Genomic DNA, 14,376 nt, shown 5'->3' on the forward strand with positions numbered 1-14,376 from the left:
GCGCAACAGGATTAACTGTTTTTATCAGCAGAGTTACCGGCATTTGATAATCCCGCTGTAAGGTGGATAGGCTGAATGAGAATCACAACACCACCGGTCGCGCGGCCAGACAGGAGGCATAACGTGCAGAATAGAAAATCGAGAGTGTCAGAGTGGATGACCGCGTTTCGATTTCTGCCCGCAATGGCCCTTATCGTGGCCTGTGCACCACAAGATATGCCCCCTCCGACCCGCAGCGCGCAGTTTGAAACATATCCCGAACGGTTGTTTGACACCTTTGAAACTCAGTGCGCTGGGCCAGGAGAAAAGTTCGAAAAAGTGGGGAATCGGGTGTTTGAGTGCCAGGAGTTTCTTCCTCCGGACACCACCGCGTTTCTGATTCTCAATTATGATGGCTACCCGCAGGACCTGCCCAAAAGCGTCATGCGCATGACGTCGACCAAGAACACTACCGGGTATCGCGTGGACGCCGAATTGTTCTTCAATGTGCCGCAAAAACAGGGCCCGGCCGTCAAGGTTCCCGTAGAGAGCAAAGCACTGGATCAAGCGTTGGGCGCGCTGTTCCAGAAGATGGGTGGTTCACCAACATAAGAGGAAGAAGTGGTCGGGGCGGCAGGATTCGAACCTACGACCCCCTGTACCCAAAACAGGTGCGCTACCAGACTGCGCCACGCCCCGGACCGTGCGCCTTCCTAACGTTGCCATTCTGATTTGAAAAGCCCTAACAGGGCCAAATTGCAGGACCTTGCGAAAAAATTTCGTGCTGCATCTGTGTTCCTGGGGTGATCAGGTAACGCGCCGCCAATCCAGCGTTGATTTCCAGGACTGCATAAACCGAATCTCCGCCTTCAATCAGTGATTCATCCCCGGGAATCGCGTTCTCATGCACATGAACAACAGCGCCTGTGCGATCCAGAAAAATGATATCCAAGGGAATCAGCGTGTTTCTCATCCAAAAGGCGACTGGCTGCGGCGGATCGAACACGAACAGCATTCCAGACCGCTGCGGCAGCGACTCGCGAAACATCAATCCACGCGCCCTATCCTGTGGACTGATTGCAAGCTCGACGTTGAAACTGACCTGAGTTTTGTCGTTCCGCAGCCCGACACGATCCACCTGGCACGCAGCCAGCACGTTACCGGCCCACAGCATTGTCACACTTGCAAGAACCGTTAACAGTCTGATCATCTGGTATTATTCGTCCAGTGCAGCTTCCCAGGCCAGGACCTGAGCCGCCATACGCCCGCGTTTGCCATTAATGACGCGCATCGCCAACGCTTCGCCTGGTTGCAGATCAGCCAGACCAGATCGGCGCAGCACCTCGATATGCAGGAAAACGTCTTCGTCCCGACCAAAAACATTGGCAAAGCCAAAACCCTTGCCCTTGTCGAACCATTTCACCCGCGCCGCTTCCAAAGGAGCCTCGGCGATCACAACCGGATCAAGTTCCGCGAAATCCGCCAACATCATTGAGTCGGTGCGCGCCGGTGGGTCTACGCTGACAACCTCAACCGCCTGAACGCCGCGGTCAGTGCGATGCGTCATGATCTCGATCCCGGCGCCATCGGCGACCGAGCTTTGACCAAAGTTACGTAACACGTTCACATGCAACAGAATATCCGGGCCACCTTCGTCGGACACAACGAACCCGTACCCCTTAGCGGGGTCAAACCATTTCACGTGTCCTCGAACGCGGTACATATTGTTCAGGTCTTCCGGCACAGCATTCCTATCGCGAAAATTAATAGTTCGTTAAGGGTCCGATGTGTATGGGATTGGCTCGCAAATTCAAGCTGAAAAAATCCTTTGATTTCTTTGTGTTGCATTTCACGATACGCGAATGTCATGGATTCAACCTTTGTACATCCCATGCCGAGTCTTCCTGATCCCGGCGCCACTGAAACCTGTCGTGCAACCGGAATGCACCATCGGCCCAAAACTCGATCTCGCTCGGCACTAACCTGTACCCGCCCCAGAACGGTGGTCGCGGTGGGTTCGGCCCCAATTTCGCGGTCACCTTTGCAACTTCTGCCATCAAAGCAGCCCGGCTGCTAAGAGGCTGAGACTGTTTCGAAGCCCAAGCCCCAAGACGGCTTTTTAGCGAGCGCGACGCATAATATTCATCGGCTTGCGCCCCGCTTTCGCGGGTTATTGTACCACGAACGCGGATTTGCCGCCTCAATGATTTCCAATGCATTACAAAAGCTGCTTTGCCCGCCGAATCCAATTCGGCCGCCTTGGCACTTTCGTAATTGGTGTAAAACACGAAAGCGCCGGATTCGATTTCTTTCAACAGCACCATACGCACGTTCGGCATGCCGTCAGAATCGACGGTTGCCAACGCTATTGCATTGGGATCGTTCGGTTCGCTGTCTTTGGCCTCACCCAGCCACCGCCCCGCTATTTCAAACGGATCGGAGCCGGCGAAGATGCCGTCACGCTCGGTCATTTCCATCCCCCGGAAACTATTATTGGCCACCCTAGGGCGAGAACCCGCTGCGGGCAAGAGTGCGCGGCCTTGATGCAGCGCATCCAATGGCATAAACCAACGCAACAAATCGCGAAGACAGGCGGAGAACCAAACATGTCAAATCAGTTGATGGCCGGCAAACGCGGCCTCATCATGGGACTGGCCAATGATAAATCGATCGCATGGGGCATTGCCCGCGCTTTATCCGATGCCGGGGCCGAATTGGCCTTTTCCTATCAGGGCGATGCCCTGAAAAAGCGGGTCGATCCGCTGGCGGCGCAGCTGGGCAGTGAAATTGTTCTTCCCTGTGATGTGGGTGACGAGAACTCGATTGATGCTCTGTTCTCGGAATTGGAACAGAAATGGGGCAAGCTGGACTTCGTGGTTCACGCGATTGGTTTTTCCGACAAGAACGAGCTGCGCGGTCGGTACGTCGACACCAGCCGGGCGAATTTCAAGCTGACCATGGATGTTTCGGTCTACTCTTTCACCGCCGTCATGCAGCGTGCGGAAAAGATGATGTCCGAAGGCGGCAGTGCAATCACTCTGACTTATTACGGTGCCGAGCAGGTTATGCCGCACTATAACGTCATGGGTGTCGCCAAGGCCGCGCTGGAAGCATCGGTCAAATATCTGGCCGAGGATCTGGGCAAAGACGGTATCCGGGTGAACTCGATCTCGGCCGGTCCGATCAAGACGCTGGCAGCCAGCGGTATTGGTGACTTCCGCTATATCATGAAGTGGAACGAGTATAATTCGCCCCTGCGCCGCAACGTGACCATCGACGATGTCGGTAAATCGGCGCTGTATCTGCTGTCCGATCTCAGCAGTGGTGTCACGGGCGAAAATCTGCACGTAGATTCGGGGTATCACATCGTCGGTATGAAAGCCGTCGACGCCCCGGACGTTGAAAAGGGTTAACGCAATGAGCGCCAAGGACCGTCTGCCCCACGAAAAAGGCTTTCACATCAGTTGGGACCAAATCCATCGCGATTCCCGTGCTCTGGCATGGCGGCTGGATGGTCAAGGACCGGACGACGGTGCCTGGCGCGCGGTTGTTGCGATCACACGCGGTGGTATGGCCCCAGCCATGATCGCCAGCCGTGAGCTGGACATTCGCACCGTCGACACGATCAGCGTGCGGTCCTATCACCATCAGGAACAAGGCGAAGCCGAGGTGCTGAAAGCCCCTGATGCCGAGCTGATGGGTGATGGTGAAGGCGTTTTGATCATCGACGATCTGGTCGACAGCGGCAAAACACTGGAACTGGTGCGTGCGATGTACCCCAAGGCGCATTTTGCCACTGTCTACGCCAAACCCAAAGGCCGCCCGATGGTGGATACGTTCATCACCGAAGTCAGCCAAGATACATGGATCTTCTTCCCGTGGGATATGGCCCTGCAATATGTCGAGCCCTACCGCGGCACCGACTGATCTTTTCTTGAACATCTAGGATCTCGCATGACCCGGACACGCACCGCCGCCACCTTCGCCCCTCCGGTGATGGAGGCGCGGCGCTGGCTGGAAGGCGCGAATTTCCCTGACGACCAGCCTTTGATCAATGTCAGTCAGGCCGCGCCGGTCGATCCGCCCCCTTTGGCCTTACGTCAGGCCATGGCCGAATTTGCGGTGACCGAGGATCGGGCCCATCTGTATGGGCCCGTGCTGGGCAATCCGGATCTGCGCACCGAACTGGCGGTGCAAATTGGTCAGCACTATGACGTCGAGGTCGCACCGGATCAGGTCGCAATCACCTCCGGCTGCAATCAGGCATTTGCCGCCACAATCTCGGCCATCACTGACGAAGGGGATGAGGTCATCCTGCCAACCCCATGGTATTTCAATCACAAAATGTGGTTGGACATGGCCGGGGTACATGCCGTTGACCTGAAGACCGGTGATGATCTGTTACCTAATCCTGATGCCGCCCGCGCTTTGATCACCGACAAAACCCGCGCCATCGCTCTGGTGACGCCGAACAACCCGGGTGGTGTGGAATACCCGGCCGATCTGGTGCGCGCGTTCTACGAACTGGCCCGTGAAAACGGTCTGCGCTTGCTGGTCGATGAGACCTATCGCGATTTCGACAGCCGCAGCGGCCCGCCGCATGACCTGTTCGCGCAGCCCGGCTGGGACGAGACGCTGGTTCACCTCTATTCCTTTTCCAAAGCCTATCGCCTGACCGGCCACCGGGTTGGTGCCATTGCAACCGGTGCTGAACTGCTATCCGAGGTAGAAAAATTCCTTGATACGGTGGCGATCTGCCCCGGTCAGATCGGCCAATTCGCGGCCCTTTGGGGCATGCGGAACCTGTCGCAATGGGTCGCCGGAGAGCGTGACGAAATCCTCGATCGCCGCGCGGCTATCCAAGAGCAGTTGCCAAACCTGACTAACAAGGGTTGGCGTCTGTTAGGCTTGGGCGCCTATTTCGCCTATTTCGAACATCCGTTCGATATCCCCTCGGACGAACTGGCCCGCCGTCTGGTGGTGGAGGCCGGCATCCTTCTGCTGCCCGGAACGATGTTTATGCCGCCAGATGATCCCGCCGGAAAACGCCAGATGCGCATTGCATTCGCTAATCTCGACCGCGCCGGTATTCAGCAATTGTTCGAACGGTTGCAAGCCCTGTCCTTCTGAGCTTGCCCCCCGGCGGTGCGCGTCGTATTCAGGGCCGCAACCGACAGGGCAGTTCCTTGCCACAAGATTAAGAGGGCACCATGGCCGCAGGCATGAAAAACCTATCGAAGACCTTTGTCTGGATTCTCATGGGCCTATTGATGCTGGGCCTTGCGGGCTTTGGCGCAACAAGCCTGACCGGCACCGTGCGCACCGTCGCGCAAGTTGGGAACGAAGAAGTTTCGATCAACCAATACGTTCGCGAATTGCAGCGCGAAATCCGCGCGGTCGAAAGCCAGACCGGCCAGCCCTTGCAAATGTCTCAGGCGCATGAGTTCGGTCTGGATCAGTTGGCCCTGTCGCGCCTGACCGCTTTGGCCGCGCTGGACAACGAAGTCGGTGAGCTGGGCATTTCGATCGGGGATGAGAACCTGCAAGAAGAAATCGTCGCCATCCCGGCCTTTCAGGGCGTCAACGGCACGTTTGACCGTGAGGCCTATCAGTTCCAGCTGGAACAGGCTGGCATGACGGATACAGAATTCGAATCGGATCTGCGCAAGGAGTCCTCGCGCACCATCGTGCAAAACGCGGTGATCAGCGGGGTTGAGATGCCTTCGCTTCTGACGCAAGTGCTGACGGACTATGTCGGCGCACGCCGCAGTTTTACCGTTGCGACGGTCGGACCCGACGCCCTGACATCGCCTGTTCCTGCACCCACGGATGAGCAGATCCAGACTTATTATGATGAGAATCAGGATCAGTTCACCCTGCCCCGCACCAAGCAACTGACTTATGCGATTCTGTCGCCCGACATGCTGTTGGACAGTGTCGAGATTGATGAGGATGCGGTGCGTCGCCTCTATGATCAGCGTGCCTCGGAATTCTATCAGCCCGAGCGTCGTCTGGTCGAACGTCTGACTTATCCGAACGAAGAAGACGCACAGCATGCGATGGCGCAGCTTGAGGTTGGTGGCACCACGTTCGAAAACCTCGTAAGAGATCGTCAGCTAGAGCTGAGCGATATCGACCTTGGCGATGTCACCCGCGAAGATCTGGGCGAAGCAGCTGATGCCGTCTTTGCCGCCGATCTGGACGCGGTTGTTGGCCCGCTGCCCTCGACCTTCGGCCCCGCGCTGTTCCGCATCAACGGATCGCTGGCCGAAAACAACACGCCGTTCGAAGATGCCGCCCCTGCCCTGCGCGAAGAACTGGCCGCCGACCGCGCGCGCCGTCAAATCGAAGCACAGGCCGAAGACATTGACGACCTGCTTGCCGGTGGTGCGACACTGGAAGAGCTGACCGGCGAGACCGAGATGGAACTGGGCCAGATCGACTGGACCCGCGAAAGCGGTGAAGGCGTCGCCGCCTATGACGGTTTCCGCGCCGCTGCCGAAGCCGTAAACGAAGGCGATTTCCCCGAGGTTGCGTTCCTCGAAGACGGTTCGATCTTTGCTTTGCGTTTGAACGAGGTGCTACCCCAACGCCCCGAGCCTCTGGAAAGCGCACGTGATCGTGTGGCCACCGCATGGACGCAGGTGGAAACCGGCAAGGCGTTGGCTGAAAATGCAAATTCCGTTCTGGAACAACTGAATGCTGACGGCGATTTCACCGCCACCGGTTTGCCGTTCCGGGTTGAAAATGCGCTGACCCGCACCGCTTTCCTTGAGGATGTGCCGGCAGATTTCATGGGTCAGGTGTTCGAGATGGAACCTGGTGAGCTGCGCGTCATTCCTGGCGATGGCACGGCGTATGTCGTGCGTCTTGAAGAATTGCTACCGCCCGCCGAAACTGATGAACTGCGCCAGGTACAGACCGCGCTGGAAGCACAGTTAAATCAGGCGCTGGCCCAGAACATCTTTGACGCTTATGTGCGCGACGCGCAGACCCGCGCCCGTCCCGTGATTGACCAACGCGCGCTGAACGCCGTGCAGTCGAGCTATTAAAAGAGACCAAACATGGCCCTGACCCCCGAGTTTGACAGCTTCGCCCGCGCCTATGAGGCTGGCGAAAATCAGGTCGTCTACACCCGCTTGGCGGCCGATCTGGATACGCCCGTGTCCCTGATGCACAAGCTGACCGGTGCGCAGAAAGACGCCTTTATGCTGGAATCCGTGACCGGAGGCGAGGTGCGTGGCCGCTATTCAATCATCGGGATGAAACCGGACCTGATCTGGCGCTGCCGGGGTGAGACGTCCGAATTGAACCGCTCGGCCAGGTTCGATGCCGACGCGTTTTCGCCTCAGGATGGCAATCCGATGGACAATCTGCGCGCTCTGCTGGCCGAAAGCCGGATTGAGCTGCCTGACGATTTGCCTCAAGCCGCCGCAGGGCTGTTCGGTTATCTTGGGTATGACATGGTGCGTCTGGTAGAGTATCTGCCGGATGTGAACCCAGACCCGCTGGGCCTACCCGATGCGATTATGCTGCGCCCATCGGTCATCGCCGTTCTGGACGGTGTAAAAGGAGAGGTCACGGTCGTCTCCCCTGCCTGGGTCGCCGAGGGGCAATCCGCCAAGGCTGCCTATGCGCAAGCCGCTGAGCGTGTGATGGACGCAGTGCGCGATTTAGAACGCGCCATGCCCGCCGAGACTCGCGATCTGGGCGACGCCTCTGAAGTCGCGCCTCCGGTGTCGAATTTCACCAAATCCGGCTATATGGAAGCGGTTGAAAAGGCCAAGGAATACATCCGCGCTGGTGACATCTTTCAGGTGGTACCAGCTCAGCGTTGGACACAGGATTTCCCGCTGCCGCCCTTTACGCTCTATCGGTCATTGCGGCGCACTAACCCCTCTCCGTTCATGTTCTATTTCAACTTTGGCGGCTTTCAGGTGGTCGGTGCCAGCCCAGAAATTCTGGTGCGTGTCTTTGGCGACGAAGTGACAATCCGCCCCATCGCAGGTACCCGACCCCGTGGCGCAACCCCCGAAGAGGATAAGGCCAACGAGGTCGATCTGCTGGCCGACAAGAAAGAGCTGGCCGAACACTTGATGTTGCTGGACCTGGGCCGCAACGATACCGGCCGCGTGGCCAAGATCGGAACGGTGCGGCCAACCGAAGAGTTCATCATCGAACGCTACAGCCATGTGATGCACATCGTGTCGAACGTGGTCGGAGAGCTGGCCGAAGACAAAGACGCATTGGACGCGTTCTTTGCCGGGATGCCTGCTGGCACCGTCTCGGGCGCGCCAAAAGTGCGTGCGATGGAGATCATCGACGAGTTGGAGCCTGAAAAGCGCGGTATCTATGGCGGCGGCGTTGGTTATTTCAGTGCCGGCGGCGACATGGACATGTGCATTGCTCTGCGAACGGCCATCGTGAAGGATCACAAGCTTTATATTCAGGCGGGCGGCGGCGTTGTTTTTGATAGCGACCCCGAGGCAGAGTTTATGGAAACCGTCCATAAATCAAATGCCATTCGCCGCGCTGCTGCCGATGCGTCCCGGTTCACAGGATCGGGCAACACATAAAAAAAACTGCGGACTTTCAGGGCCAGCCGTTTTTGTTGTTTCGAGGTTACTGAACCTCTTTCATCATCACTGCAGAGATTGGGGCCATCGCCACACGGCTGCCCCGATCTTCAAGCCCCCACAGCAACAAAGCCGAGATCGTGTCAGGGCGCAGACGGCCCAGCATTACAACCGTCCCCTCCTGCCCGGCACGAAATGCCGCTTGGTCCAGAAAACGACGCATGATCTTGGGGTCCTGGCGCGCACCGTCGATATCGCGGAAAATCACACCCGATGGAATACCGTTGCGCGCAGCCAGTTTTTGGACAGTGTTCAGACCATTGTCCTGTGTGATCAGACCACGCCCTGTACCGGCAGCAATCGCGGCCACCTGGTCGGCCAGCTTGCGGTTGCCTTGAATGCCCGAATCCACTCCTTCGAGAATTCCCACCGTTTCCGGTAACGTGTCGAGCCATACGGCCAGCGATACTTCGGCATCCTGCGCGCTGGCGGCTTCGTGTAGATCAGCAAGAGCCAGAACTTCGAACCCGGCTTCGCGGTGACGCGCCATCTTTTCAACAGCGTCCGGATCAGACGGGCTGACGGCAAAACTCAGCGGATAAGGAAAATCATGCAGTGCTTCAGCCCCATAGGCACCTTCATCGTCGATCAGAATGATTGACATCAACGGCTTGGATTCGGGGTTTTCGAATTCCGCCGCATAAGCCTCGATCGGCTTGCCGGGAATAGCGACCTCCACGTTGGATGTGCTTACCTCAATAACATCATCACGTTCCGTCAATGGAACCACGCGCGTTCCGACTGTCGAGACTGTGGTCGCTTCGCTTGCCCCCCCAATTTGCGGAACCGACGCGATCCGGGGCAGATTGCGCGGTGCTGTATCCTCATCACCTTCTACGGCGATTGGGCTGTCGACAAATGGGTTGTCCTCGGTTTCCGGATCGGCGGCTGCGGCGACCTCGGGTTCCGGTTGTGCTGCACTGTCGGCAACAACAGGGTCCGATTTCTGTTCCCCCTCGGCAACCTCGGGTTCTGGTTTCGGCTCGGCCTCCACAACCTCGGGCTCTCGTTCGACGGCCGGTTCAGGCTGAGGATCAGGCACCTCCAGCGACACCTCAGGCAAGGCTTCGGCATTTGGGGATACCTGCGACAACGGCGGGGCCTGTGGAGCGACCGGGGTCACAGTGGTTGCAATTACAGGAGCTGATTGAGTAACGCTGGGCGCATCGACTTGCGCCGGGTCTAGGTTGACTTTGGGCTGGGCATCGGGCTCAACCTCGACATCTGACAATTCAGCCAGCGTGTCCGTCTGTTCGCCGACAGATTCAGGTGTGGTTGGTGGCAAGTCCAGCACATCGGGGTCACCCCCGGTATCAGTGGCGTCCGCCACTGATACCGGGACATCAGCCAGAGAGGGTTCAGGCGCAGAAACCGCCACGTTCGGTTTGCTGGTCAAAGGCATGTTCAAAGACAGCACCGCCCCCAGCACAAGAACAGCGACCGTTCCCACGATCATTCCGCCGACAAATCCGCCCATAACAATTGCCTCTCGTCTTGGCCCTGCATCGATCACATGTTCGCCGTCTGCTGCGGCATTTGCTTGCCGCAGCGCCAAGAACGGGATGTCCCCTTGACGCTGCCGCGCAAGCCTGAGCATGTATGTCCCGACATTATACCGTGGCTCGGGGCTGCATCGCCAGCCCGAAATGCCCAAGCCGAGACAAGTGCCCAAATGCTGCTGCTGATCGACAACTACGACTCGTTTACCTACAACCTGGTACATTATTTAGGCGAACTTGGCGCCGAGATGGTCATTCGGCGGAATGACGCCTTGGACGTTCAGGAAGCCATGGCCATGAACCCATCCGGCATCCTGCTCAGCCCCGGCCCCTGTGATCCGGATCAGGCCGGTATCTGCTTGGCCTTGACCGAAGCAGCGGCTGAAACGAAAACGCCGCTGATGGGAGTCTGTCTTGGCCATCAGACTATCGGACAGGCCTTTGGCGGCAACGTCATTCGCTGCCACGAAATCGTACATGGCAAAATGGGAACGATGCACCACACCGGAAAAGGTGTGTTTGCCGGGCTGCCCTCGCCATTTGAGGCAACCCGCTATCATTCTTTGGTGGTCGACCCCAACACCCTGCCCGACTGTCTTGAGGTCACGGCAGAGCTGGAAGACGGTACCATTATGGGTCTGCAGCACAAAGAATTGCCGATTCACGGCGTTCAGTTTCACCCGGAATCCATCGCCTCCGAGCATGGTCATGCCCTGCTCAAGAATTTCCTGTCTGAGATGAAAGTTCCCGCATGAGCGACGCTCTGAAACCGCTGATCGGAGCCGCCGCCGACCGGCCTCTGACCCGTGCCGAAGCCGAACAGGCCTTTGGTATCTTGTTTGACGGTGAAGCCACGCCCAGCCAGATCGGTGGCCTGCTGATGGCCATGCGCACCCGTGGCGAAACGGTCGAGGAATACGCCGCCGCCGCCGCCGTGATGCGCGCCAAGTGCAATGCCGTAACCGCGCCCGACGGTGCAATGGATATCGTCGGAACCGGAGGCGACGGCAAAGGCACGCTCAATATCTCAACCGCCACGGCATTTGTTGTCGCTGGTGCTGGTGTCACCGTGGCCAAGCATGGCAACCGCAACCTCAGCTCAAAATCCGGGGCAGCGGATGCCTTGGGTCAGTTGGGGATCAACGTCATGGTTGGCCCGGAAACTGTTGAGAATGCTTTGAAAGAGGTCGGTATCGGCTTTATGATGGCCCCGATGCATCACCCAGCCATTGCACATGTCATGCCCTCGCGGCAAGAGCTTGGGACCCGGACGATCTTCAACATTCTCGGCCCTTTGACGAACCCTGCGGGCGTCAAACGCCAATTGACTGGAGCCTTCAGCCGCGACCTGATACGCCCAATGGCCGAAACGCTTGGTCTGCTGGGGTCTGACCGTGCCTGGCTGGTACACGGATCAGATGGGACCGATGAGCTGACCATCACTGGCATCAGTTGGGTCGCCGCACTAGAGGATGGTGGCGTTAAGGAGGTGGAACTTCACCCCGAAGACGCGGGCCTACCGGTTCATCCGTTCGAGGATATCATCGGCGGAACACCCGAAGAAAATGCTGTCGCCTTCCGCGCGCTGCTGGACGGGCAGCCCTCGGCCTATCGCGATGCGGTTCTGTTGAACTCTGCCGCTGCGCTGGTGGTTGCAGACGCCGCAACAGATTTGCGGGATGGTGTTGAAAAAGCCGTCGAAAGCATTGACAGCGGAAAAGCCAAAGAAAAAATCGCGGTACTGGCCCGCATGACTCAGGAGGCCGCATGACCGAGACGGTACTGGACAAGATCAAAGCCTATAAGCTGGAAGAAATAGCTGCAGACAAGGCTGAGAAGTCCTTGGAAACACTGGAAAGTGAGGCACGTTTCGCATCCGAAGTGCGCGGCTTTGCCGAAAGCTTGCGGAAAGCGACCCGCAAGGGGTATGGCCTGATCGCCGAGGTCAAAAAGGCCAGCCCCTCCAAGGGGTTGATCCGAGCCGATTTCGACCCGCCTGCATTGGCCAAGGCGTATGAAGAAGGCGGTGCAGCCTGTCTGTCTGTACTGACCGACACGCCCAGCTTCCAAGGCGCTAAGGAATACTTAACCGCGGCACGCGCAGCAACGTCGCTGCCAGCCCTGCGTAAGGATTTCATGTACGACCCTTATCAGGTGGTCGAAGCGCGCGCTTTGGGTGCCGATTGCATTCTAATCATCATGGCCTCGGTCGAAGATGGTCAGGCGGCCGAGCTGGAACAAACGGCCTTTGACTGGGGGATGGACGTTCTTATCGAAGTTCACGACGAGGCTGAACTGGAACGTGCGACCCAACTTAAAAGCCCATTGATCGGGATAAACAATCGTAATCTCAAGACCTTCGAGACCACACTTGATACTACACGCCGCCTGTCGAAACTGGTTCCTGGCGGTCGGACGATTGTCTGTGAAAGCGGGCTGAGTACACCCGAAGACCTGGCCGATATCGCCCGTTATGGCGCGCGGTGTTTCCTGATTGGGGAAAGCCTGATGCGTCAGGATGATGTCACCGCCGCCACCCGGCAATTGCTGGCAAACCCGCTGATCCCCGGAGTGATGTGATGCCTCTGACCCATTTCGATGCACAGGGACAGGCCCATATGGTCGACGTCTCGGACAAGGCTGTTACTGACCGCGTCGCAGTGGCGGCTGGCCACATCAAGATGGCAAAGGAAACCTTTGATTTAATTTCAGAAGGACGCGCCAAGAAGGGCGACGTGTTGGGTATTGCGCGGCTGGCAGGCATCATGGGAGCGAAGAAAACACCCGACCTAATCCCGCTATGCCACCCCTTGCCAGTCACAAAGGTTGCGGTTGAGTTGACCCTGAACCCTGATTTGCCGGGCGTACAGATTGAAGCCACCGTCAAGACCGCAGGCCAGACCGGGGTTGAGATGGAGGCGTTGACTGCGGTCTCAACCGCGGCGCTGACTGTGTATGACATGACCAAGGCAGTCGATAAGGCGATGGAGATCGGCGGTATCCGGGTCCTGCTGAAAGATGGCGGCAAATCAGGCCGTTACGAGGCGAGATGATTACGGTCGAAGAAGCCAGGTCGCTACTGTTTGATCTTGTTTCCCCTCTAAACGCCGAAACAGTTCCGCTTGCCGAATCTGCTGGCCGCGTGCTGGCAGAAGACCTCAGCGCCACGCGCGATCAACCGCCATTTTCGGCCTCTTCCATGGATGGTTATGCGCTGAAGTCGACCGAAGTCGAACAACACGCCATGTTCAAAGTAGTTGGCGAATCCGCTGCCGGGCGTCGTTTTGAAGGCACCGTGGGCCCCGGTCAGGCCGTTCGTATCTTTACCGGCGCTCCGGTGCCGGAAGGTGCTGATTTCGTGGTTATTCAAGAAGATACGGAACGGCGCGGGGATTTGCTTACAATCACCGACGATCCCGGACCGAAAACAAATATCCGACCTGCAGGTGTCGACTTTACCGTCGGCACCAAGATTAGCGCTCCGCGCCTTTTGCGCCCTGAAGACGTCGCGCTGTTGGCAGCGATGAATATTGCAACAGTGCCGGTCAGACGCAGACCCGTGGTCGCATTGATTTCAACCGGAGATGAACTGGTTATGCCCGGTGAGATCCCAGGCCCGGATCAAATCATCGCTTCGAACACTTTTGGCCTGAAAGCCATGCTAGAGGATGCCGGTGCACATGTGCGAATTCTGCCGATCGCGCGCGATACTGTCGCGTCCTTGGAAACGGCGTTTGGGCTGGCAAGCGGCGCTGATCTGGTCGTGACAATCGGGGGTGCCTCGGTCGGAGAATACGATCTGGTCGGGGGCGTTTCTCAGAAATTGGGGATGGAACGGTCGTTCTACAAAATCCGCATGCGCCCCGGGAAACCCCTGATGGCGGGTCAGTTGGGTGACACAGCGATGGTTGGACTGCCGGGAAATCCCGTGAGTGCAATGGTTTGCGGTTATCTCTTCCTGATCCCCATGTTGCGTCGCATGTTGGGCATCGAACAAGCCCTGACCCCGTTTCGCCGGGCCAAGCTGGCCGAGCCCATCGGCAAAAACGGCCCACGCGAACATTATATGCGAGCTGTCCTCGGTGAGGATGGCATTTGCGCCTGTGCCGATCAGGACAGCTCGCTTCTCAGCGTTCTGGCGCAGGCCAACGCGCTTTTGGTACGTGAGCCGAATGATCCGGCGCGCCCCGCGGGGGATGAGGTTCTGTACTTGCCGATATAGGCAACGGTCAAATCCGTTGACACAAAACGTGAACATGCGT

At 57.8% G+C, this 14,376-nt stretch carries 15 protein-coding genes and 1 tRNA gene; 11 read left to right on the forward strand and 5 right to left on the reverse strand.

What is annotated here, in order from left to right:
• The first annotated feature begins 123 nt into the window (after positions 1-123).
• On the forward strand, positions 124-591 hold the full coding sequence (locus ACR0DL_RS05490; protein ID WP_368039718.1) for a hypothetical protein: 468 nt from the start codon (positions 124-126) through the stop codon (positions 589-591).
• Between the two features lie 10 nt (positions 592-601).
• Here the strand turns inward: ACR0DL_RS05490 and ACR0DL_RS05495 are convergent.
• The 4 genes from ACR0DL_RS05495 to pdxH form a co-directional block, all read right to left on the reverse strand.
• Positions 602-678: transfer RNA gene (locus tag ACR0DL_RS05495), tRNA-Pro, on the reverse strand.
• Positions 679-721: 43 nt separating this feature from the next.
• Positions 722-1,153: a DUF192 domain-containing protein gene (locus tag ACR0DL_RS05500; RefSeq protein ID WP_254437329.1), complete on the reverse strand. Its 432-nt coding sequence runs from the start codon at positions 1,151-1,153 to the stop codon at positions 722-724.
• A 42-nt stretch (positions 1,154-1,195) separates the two neighbouring features.
• The gene (locus ACR0DL_RS05505) at positions 1,196-1,702 is read right to left on the reverse strand and encodes a cold-shock protein (protein ID WP_174818762.1); all 507 of its coding nucleotides are present in this window, start codon (positions 1,700-1,702) and stop codon (positions 1,196-1,198) included.
• A 142-nt stretch (positions 1,703-1,844) separates the two neighbouring features.
• A complete protein-coding gene (gene pdxH / locus ACR0DL_RS05510) occupies positions 1,845-2,450 on the reverse strand; it encodes a pyridoxamine 5'-phosphate oxidase (protein ID WP_170358619.1) in 606 nt (201 codons plus the stop codon).
• 135 nt (positions 2,451-2,585) lie between these two features.
• Here pdxH and fabI point away from each other — a divergent pair, with 135 nt between their 5' ends.
• The 5 genes from fabI to trpE all read left to right on the forward strand — a co-directional run bounded on the left by fabI (position 2,586) and on the right by trpE (position 8,555).
• Positions 2,586-3,392, forward strand: coding sequence for an enoyl-ACP reductase FabI (gene fabI, locus ACR0DL_RS05515; RefSeq protein ID WP_480687988.1), 807 nt, complete (start codon positions 2,586-2,588; stop codon positions 3,390-3,392).
• Positions 3,393-3,396: 4 nt separating this feature from the next.
• Positions 3,397-3,906 (forward strand): xanthine phosphoribosyltransferase, encoded by a 510-nt coding sequence (gpt, locus tag ACR0DL_RS05520; RefSeq protein WP_170505761.1) that lies wholly within the window; start codon positions 3,397-3,399, stop codon positions 3,904-3,906.
• 27 nt (positions 3,907-3,933) lie between these two features.
• On the forward strand, positions 3,934-5,109 hold the full coding sequence (locus ACR0DL_RS05525) for an aminotransferase (protein ID WP_480687990.1): 1,176 nt from the start codon (positions 3,934-3,936) through the stop codon (positions 5,107-5,109).
• Between the two features lie 80 nt (positions 5,110-5,189).
• The gene (locus ACR0DL_RS05530; RefSeq protein ID WP_480687992.1) at positions 5,190-7,031 is read left to right on the forward strand and encodes a peptidyl-prolyl cis-trans isomerase; all 1,842 of its coding nucleotides are present in this window, start codon (positions 5,190-5,192) and stop codon (positions 7,029-7,031) included.
• Positions 7,032-7,043: 12 nt separating this feature from the next.
• Complete coding sequence (gene trpE, locus ACR0DL_RS05535) at positions 7,044-8,555, forward strand: anthranilate synthase component I (RefSeq protein WP_480687994.1); 1,512 nt, start codon at positions 7,044-7,046, stop codon at positions 8,553-8,555.
• A gap of 46 nt (positions 8,556-8,601) precedes the next feature.
• Here the strand turns inward: trpE and ACR0DL_RS05540 are convergent, their stop codons facing one another.
• Complete coding sequence (locus ACR0DL_RS05540) at positions 8,602-10,212, reverse strand: divergent polysaccharide deacetylase family protein (RefSeq protein WP_480687996.1); 1,611 nt, start codon at positions 10,210-10,212, stop codon at positions 8,602-8,604.
• Between the two features lie 75 nt (positions 10,213-10,287).
• Between ACR0DL_RS05540 and ACR0DL_RS05545 the strand changes: the two genes are divergently transcribed.
• From ACR0DL_RS05545 to ACR0DL_RS05565, 5 genes are read left to right on the forward strand one after another with little or no spacing between them, the layout of a single operon-like run.
• Positions 10,288-10,869: an anthranilate synthase component II gene (locus ACR0DL_RS05545; protein ID WP_480687998.1), complete on the forward strand. Its 582-nt coding sequence runs from the start codon at positions 10,288-10,290 to the stop codon at positions 10,867-10,869.
• Positions 10,866-11,885, forward strand: a complete 1,020-nt coding sequence (gene trpD / locus ACR0DL_RS05550) for an anthranilate phosphoribosyltransferase (protein WP_170375479.1) — start codon at positions 10,866-10,868, stop codon at positions 11,883-11,885. The genes ACR0DL_RS05545 and trpD overlap by 4 nt, the downstream gene beginning before the upstream one ends.
• Entirely contained in the window at positions 11,882-12,694 is an 813-nt protein-coding gene (gene trpC, locus ACR0DL_RS05555; protein ID WP_170577712.1) for an indole-3-glycerol phosphate synthase TrpC, read from the forward strand. The genes trpD and trpC overlap by 4 nt, the downstream gene beginning before the upstream one ends.
• Entirely contained in the window at positions 12,694-13,167 is a 474-nt protein-coding gene (gene moaC / locus ACR0DL_RS05560; protein ID WP_170348827.1) for a cyclic pyranopterin monophosphate synthase MoaC, read from the forward strand. Before trpC ends, moaC begins: the two co-directional genes overlap by 1 nt.
• Entirely contained in the window at positions 13,164-14,336 is a 1,173-nt protein-coding gene (locus ACR0DL_RS05565; protein ID WP_170358641.1) for a molybdopterin molybdotransferase MoeA, read from the forward strand. The genes moaC and ACR0DL_RS05565 overlap by 4 nt, the downstream gene beginning before the upstream one ends.
• Positions 14,337-14,376 lie beyond the last annotated feature (40 nt).

This window comes from Ruegeria sp. BB5, assembly GCF_056539405.1.

What these genes read in the sequence shown, in the direction of transcription:
- fabI (WP_480687988.1), top strand. Translation starts at nt 2,586, where the DNA reads ATGTCAAATCAGTTGATGGCCGGCAAACGCGGCCTCATCATGGGACTG.
- ACR0DL_RS05500 (WP_254437329.1), bottom strand. Translation starts at nt 1,153, where the DNA reads ATGCTGTGGGCCGGTAACGTGCTGGCTGCGTGCCAGGTGGATCGTGTC.
- ACR0DL_RS05565 (WP_170358641.1), top strand. Translation starts at nt 13,164, where the DNA reads ATGATTACGGTCGAAGAAGCCAGGTCGCTACTGTTTGATCTTGTTTCC.
- ACR0DL_RS05525 (WP_480687990.1), top strand. Translation starts at nt 3,934, where the DNA reads ATGACCCGGACACGCACCGCCGCCACCTTCGCCCCTCCGGTGATGGAG.
- ACR0DL_RS05530 (WP_480687992.1), top strand. Translation starts at nt 5,190, where the DNA reads ATGGCCGCAGGCATGAAAAACCTATCGAAGACCTTTGTCTGGATTCTC.
- gpt (WP_170505761.1), top strand. Translation starts at nt 3,397, where the DNA reads ATGAGCGCCAAGGACCGTCTGCCCCACGAAAAAGGCTTTCACATCAGT.
- trpE (WP_480687994.1), top strand. Translation starts at nt 7,044, where the DNA reads ATGGCCCTGACCCCCGAGTTTGACAGCTTCGCCCGCGCCTATGAGGCT.
- trpD (WP_170375479.1), top strand. Translation starts at nt 10,866, where the DNA reads ATGAGCGACGCTCTGAAACCGCTGATCGGAGCCGCCGCCGACCGGCCT.
- moaC (WP_170348827.1), top strand. Translation starts at nt 12,694, where the DNA reads ATGCCTCTGACCCATTTCGATGCACAGGGACAGGCCCATATGGTCGAC.
- ACR0DL_RS05545 (WP_480687998.1), top strand. Translation starts at nt 10,288, where the DNA reads ATGCTGCTGCTGATCGACAACTACGACTCGTTTACCTACAACCTGGTA.
- pdxH (WP_170358619.1), bottom strand. Translation starts at nt 2,450, where the DNA reads ATGACCGAGCGTGACGGCATCTTCGCCGGCTCCGATCCGTTTGAAATA.
- trpC (WP_170577712.1), top strand. Translation starts at nt 11,882, where the DNA reads ATGACCGAGACGGTACTGGACAAGATCAAAGCCTATAAGCTGGAAGAA.
- ACR0DL_RS05540 (WP_480687996.1), bottom strand. Translation starts at nt 10,212, where the DNA reads ATGCTCAGGCTTGCGCGGCAGCGTCAAGGGGACATCCCGTTCTTGGCG.
- ACR0DL_RS05505 (WP_174818762.1), bottom strand. Translation starts at nt 1,702, where the DNA reads ATGTACCGCGTTCGAGGACACGTGAAATGGTTTGACCCCGCTAAGGGG.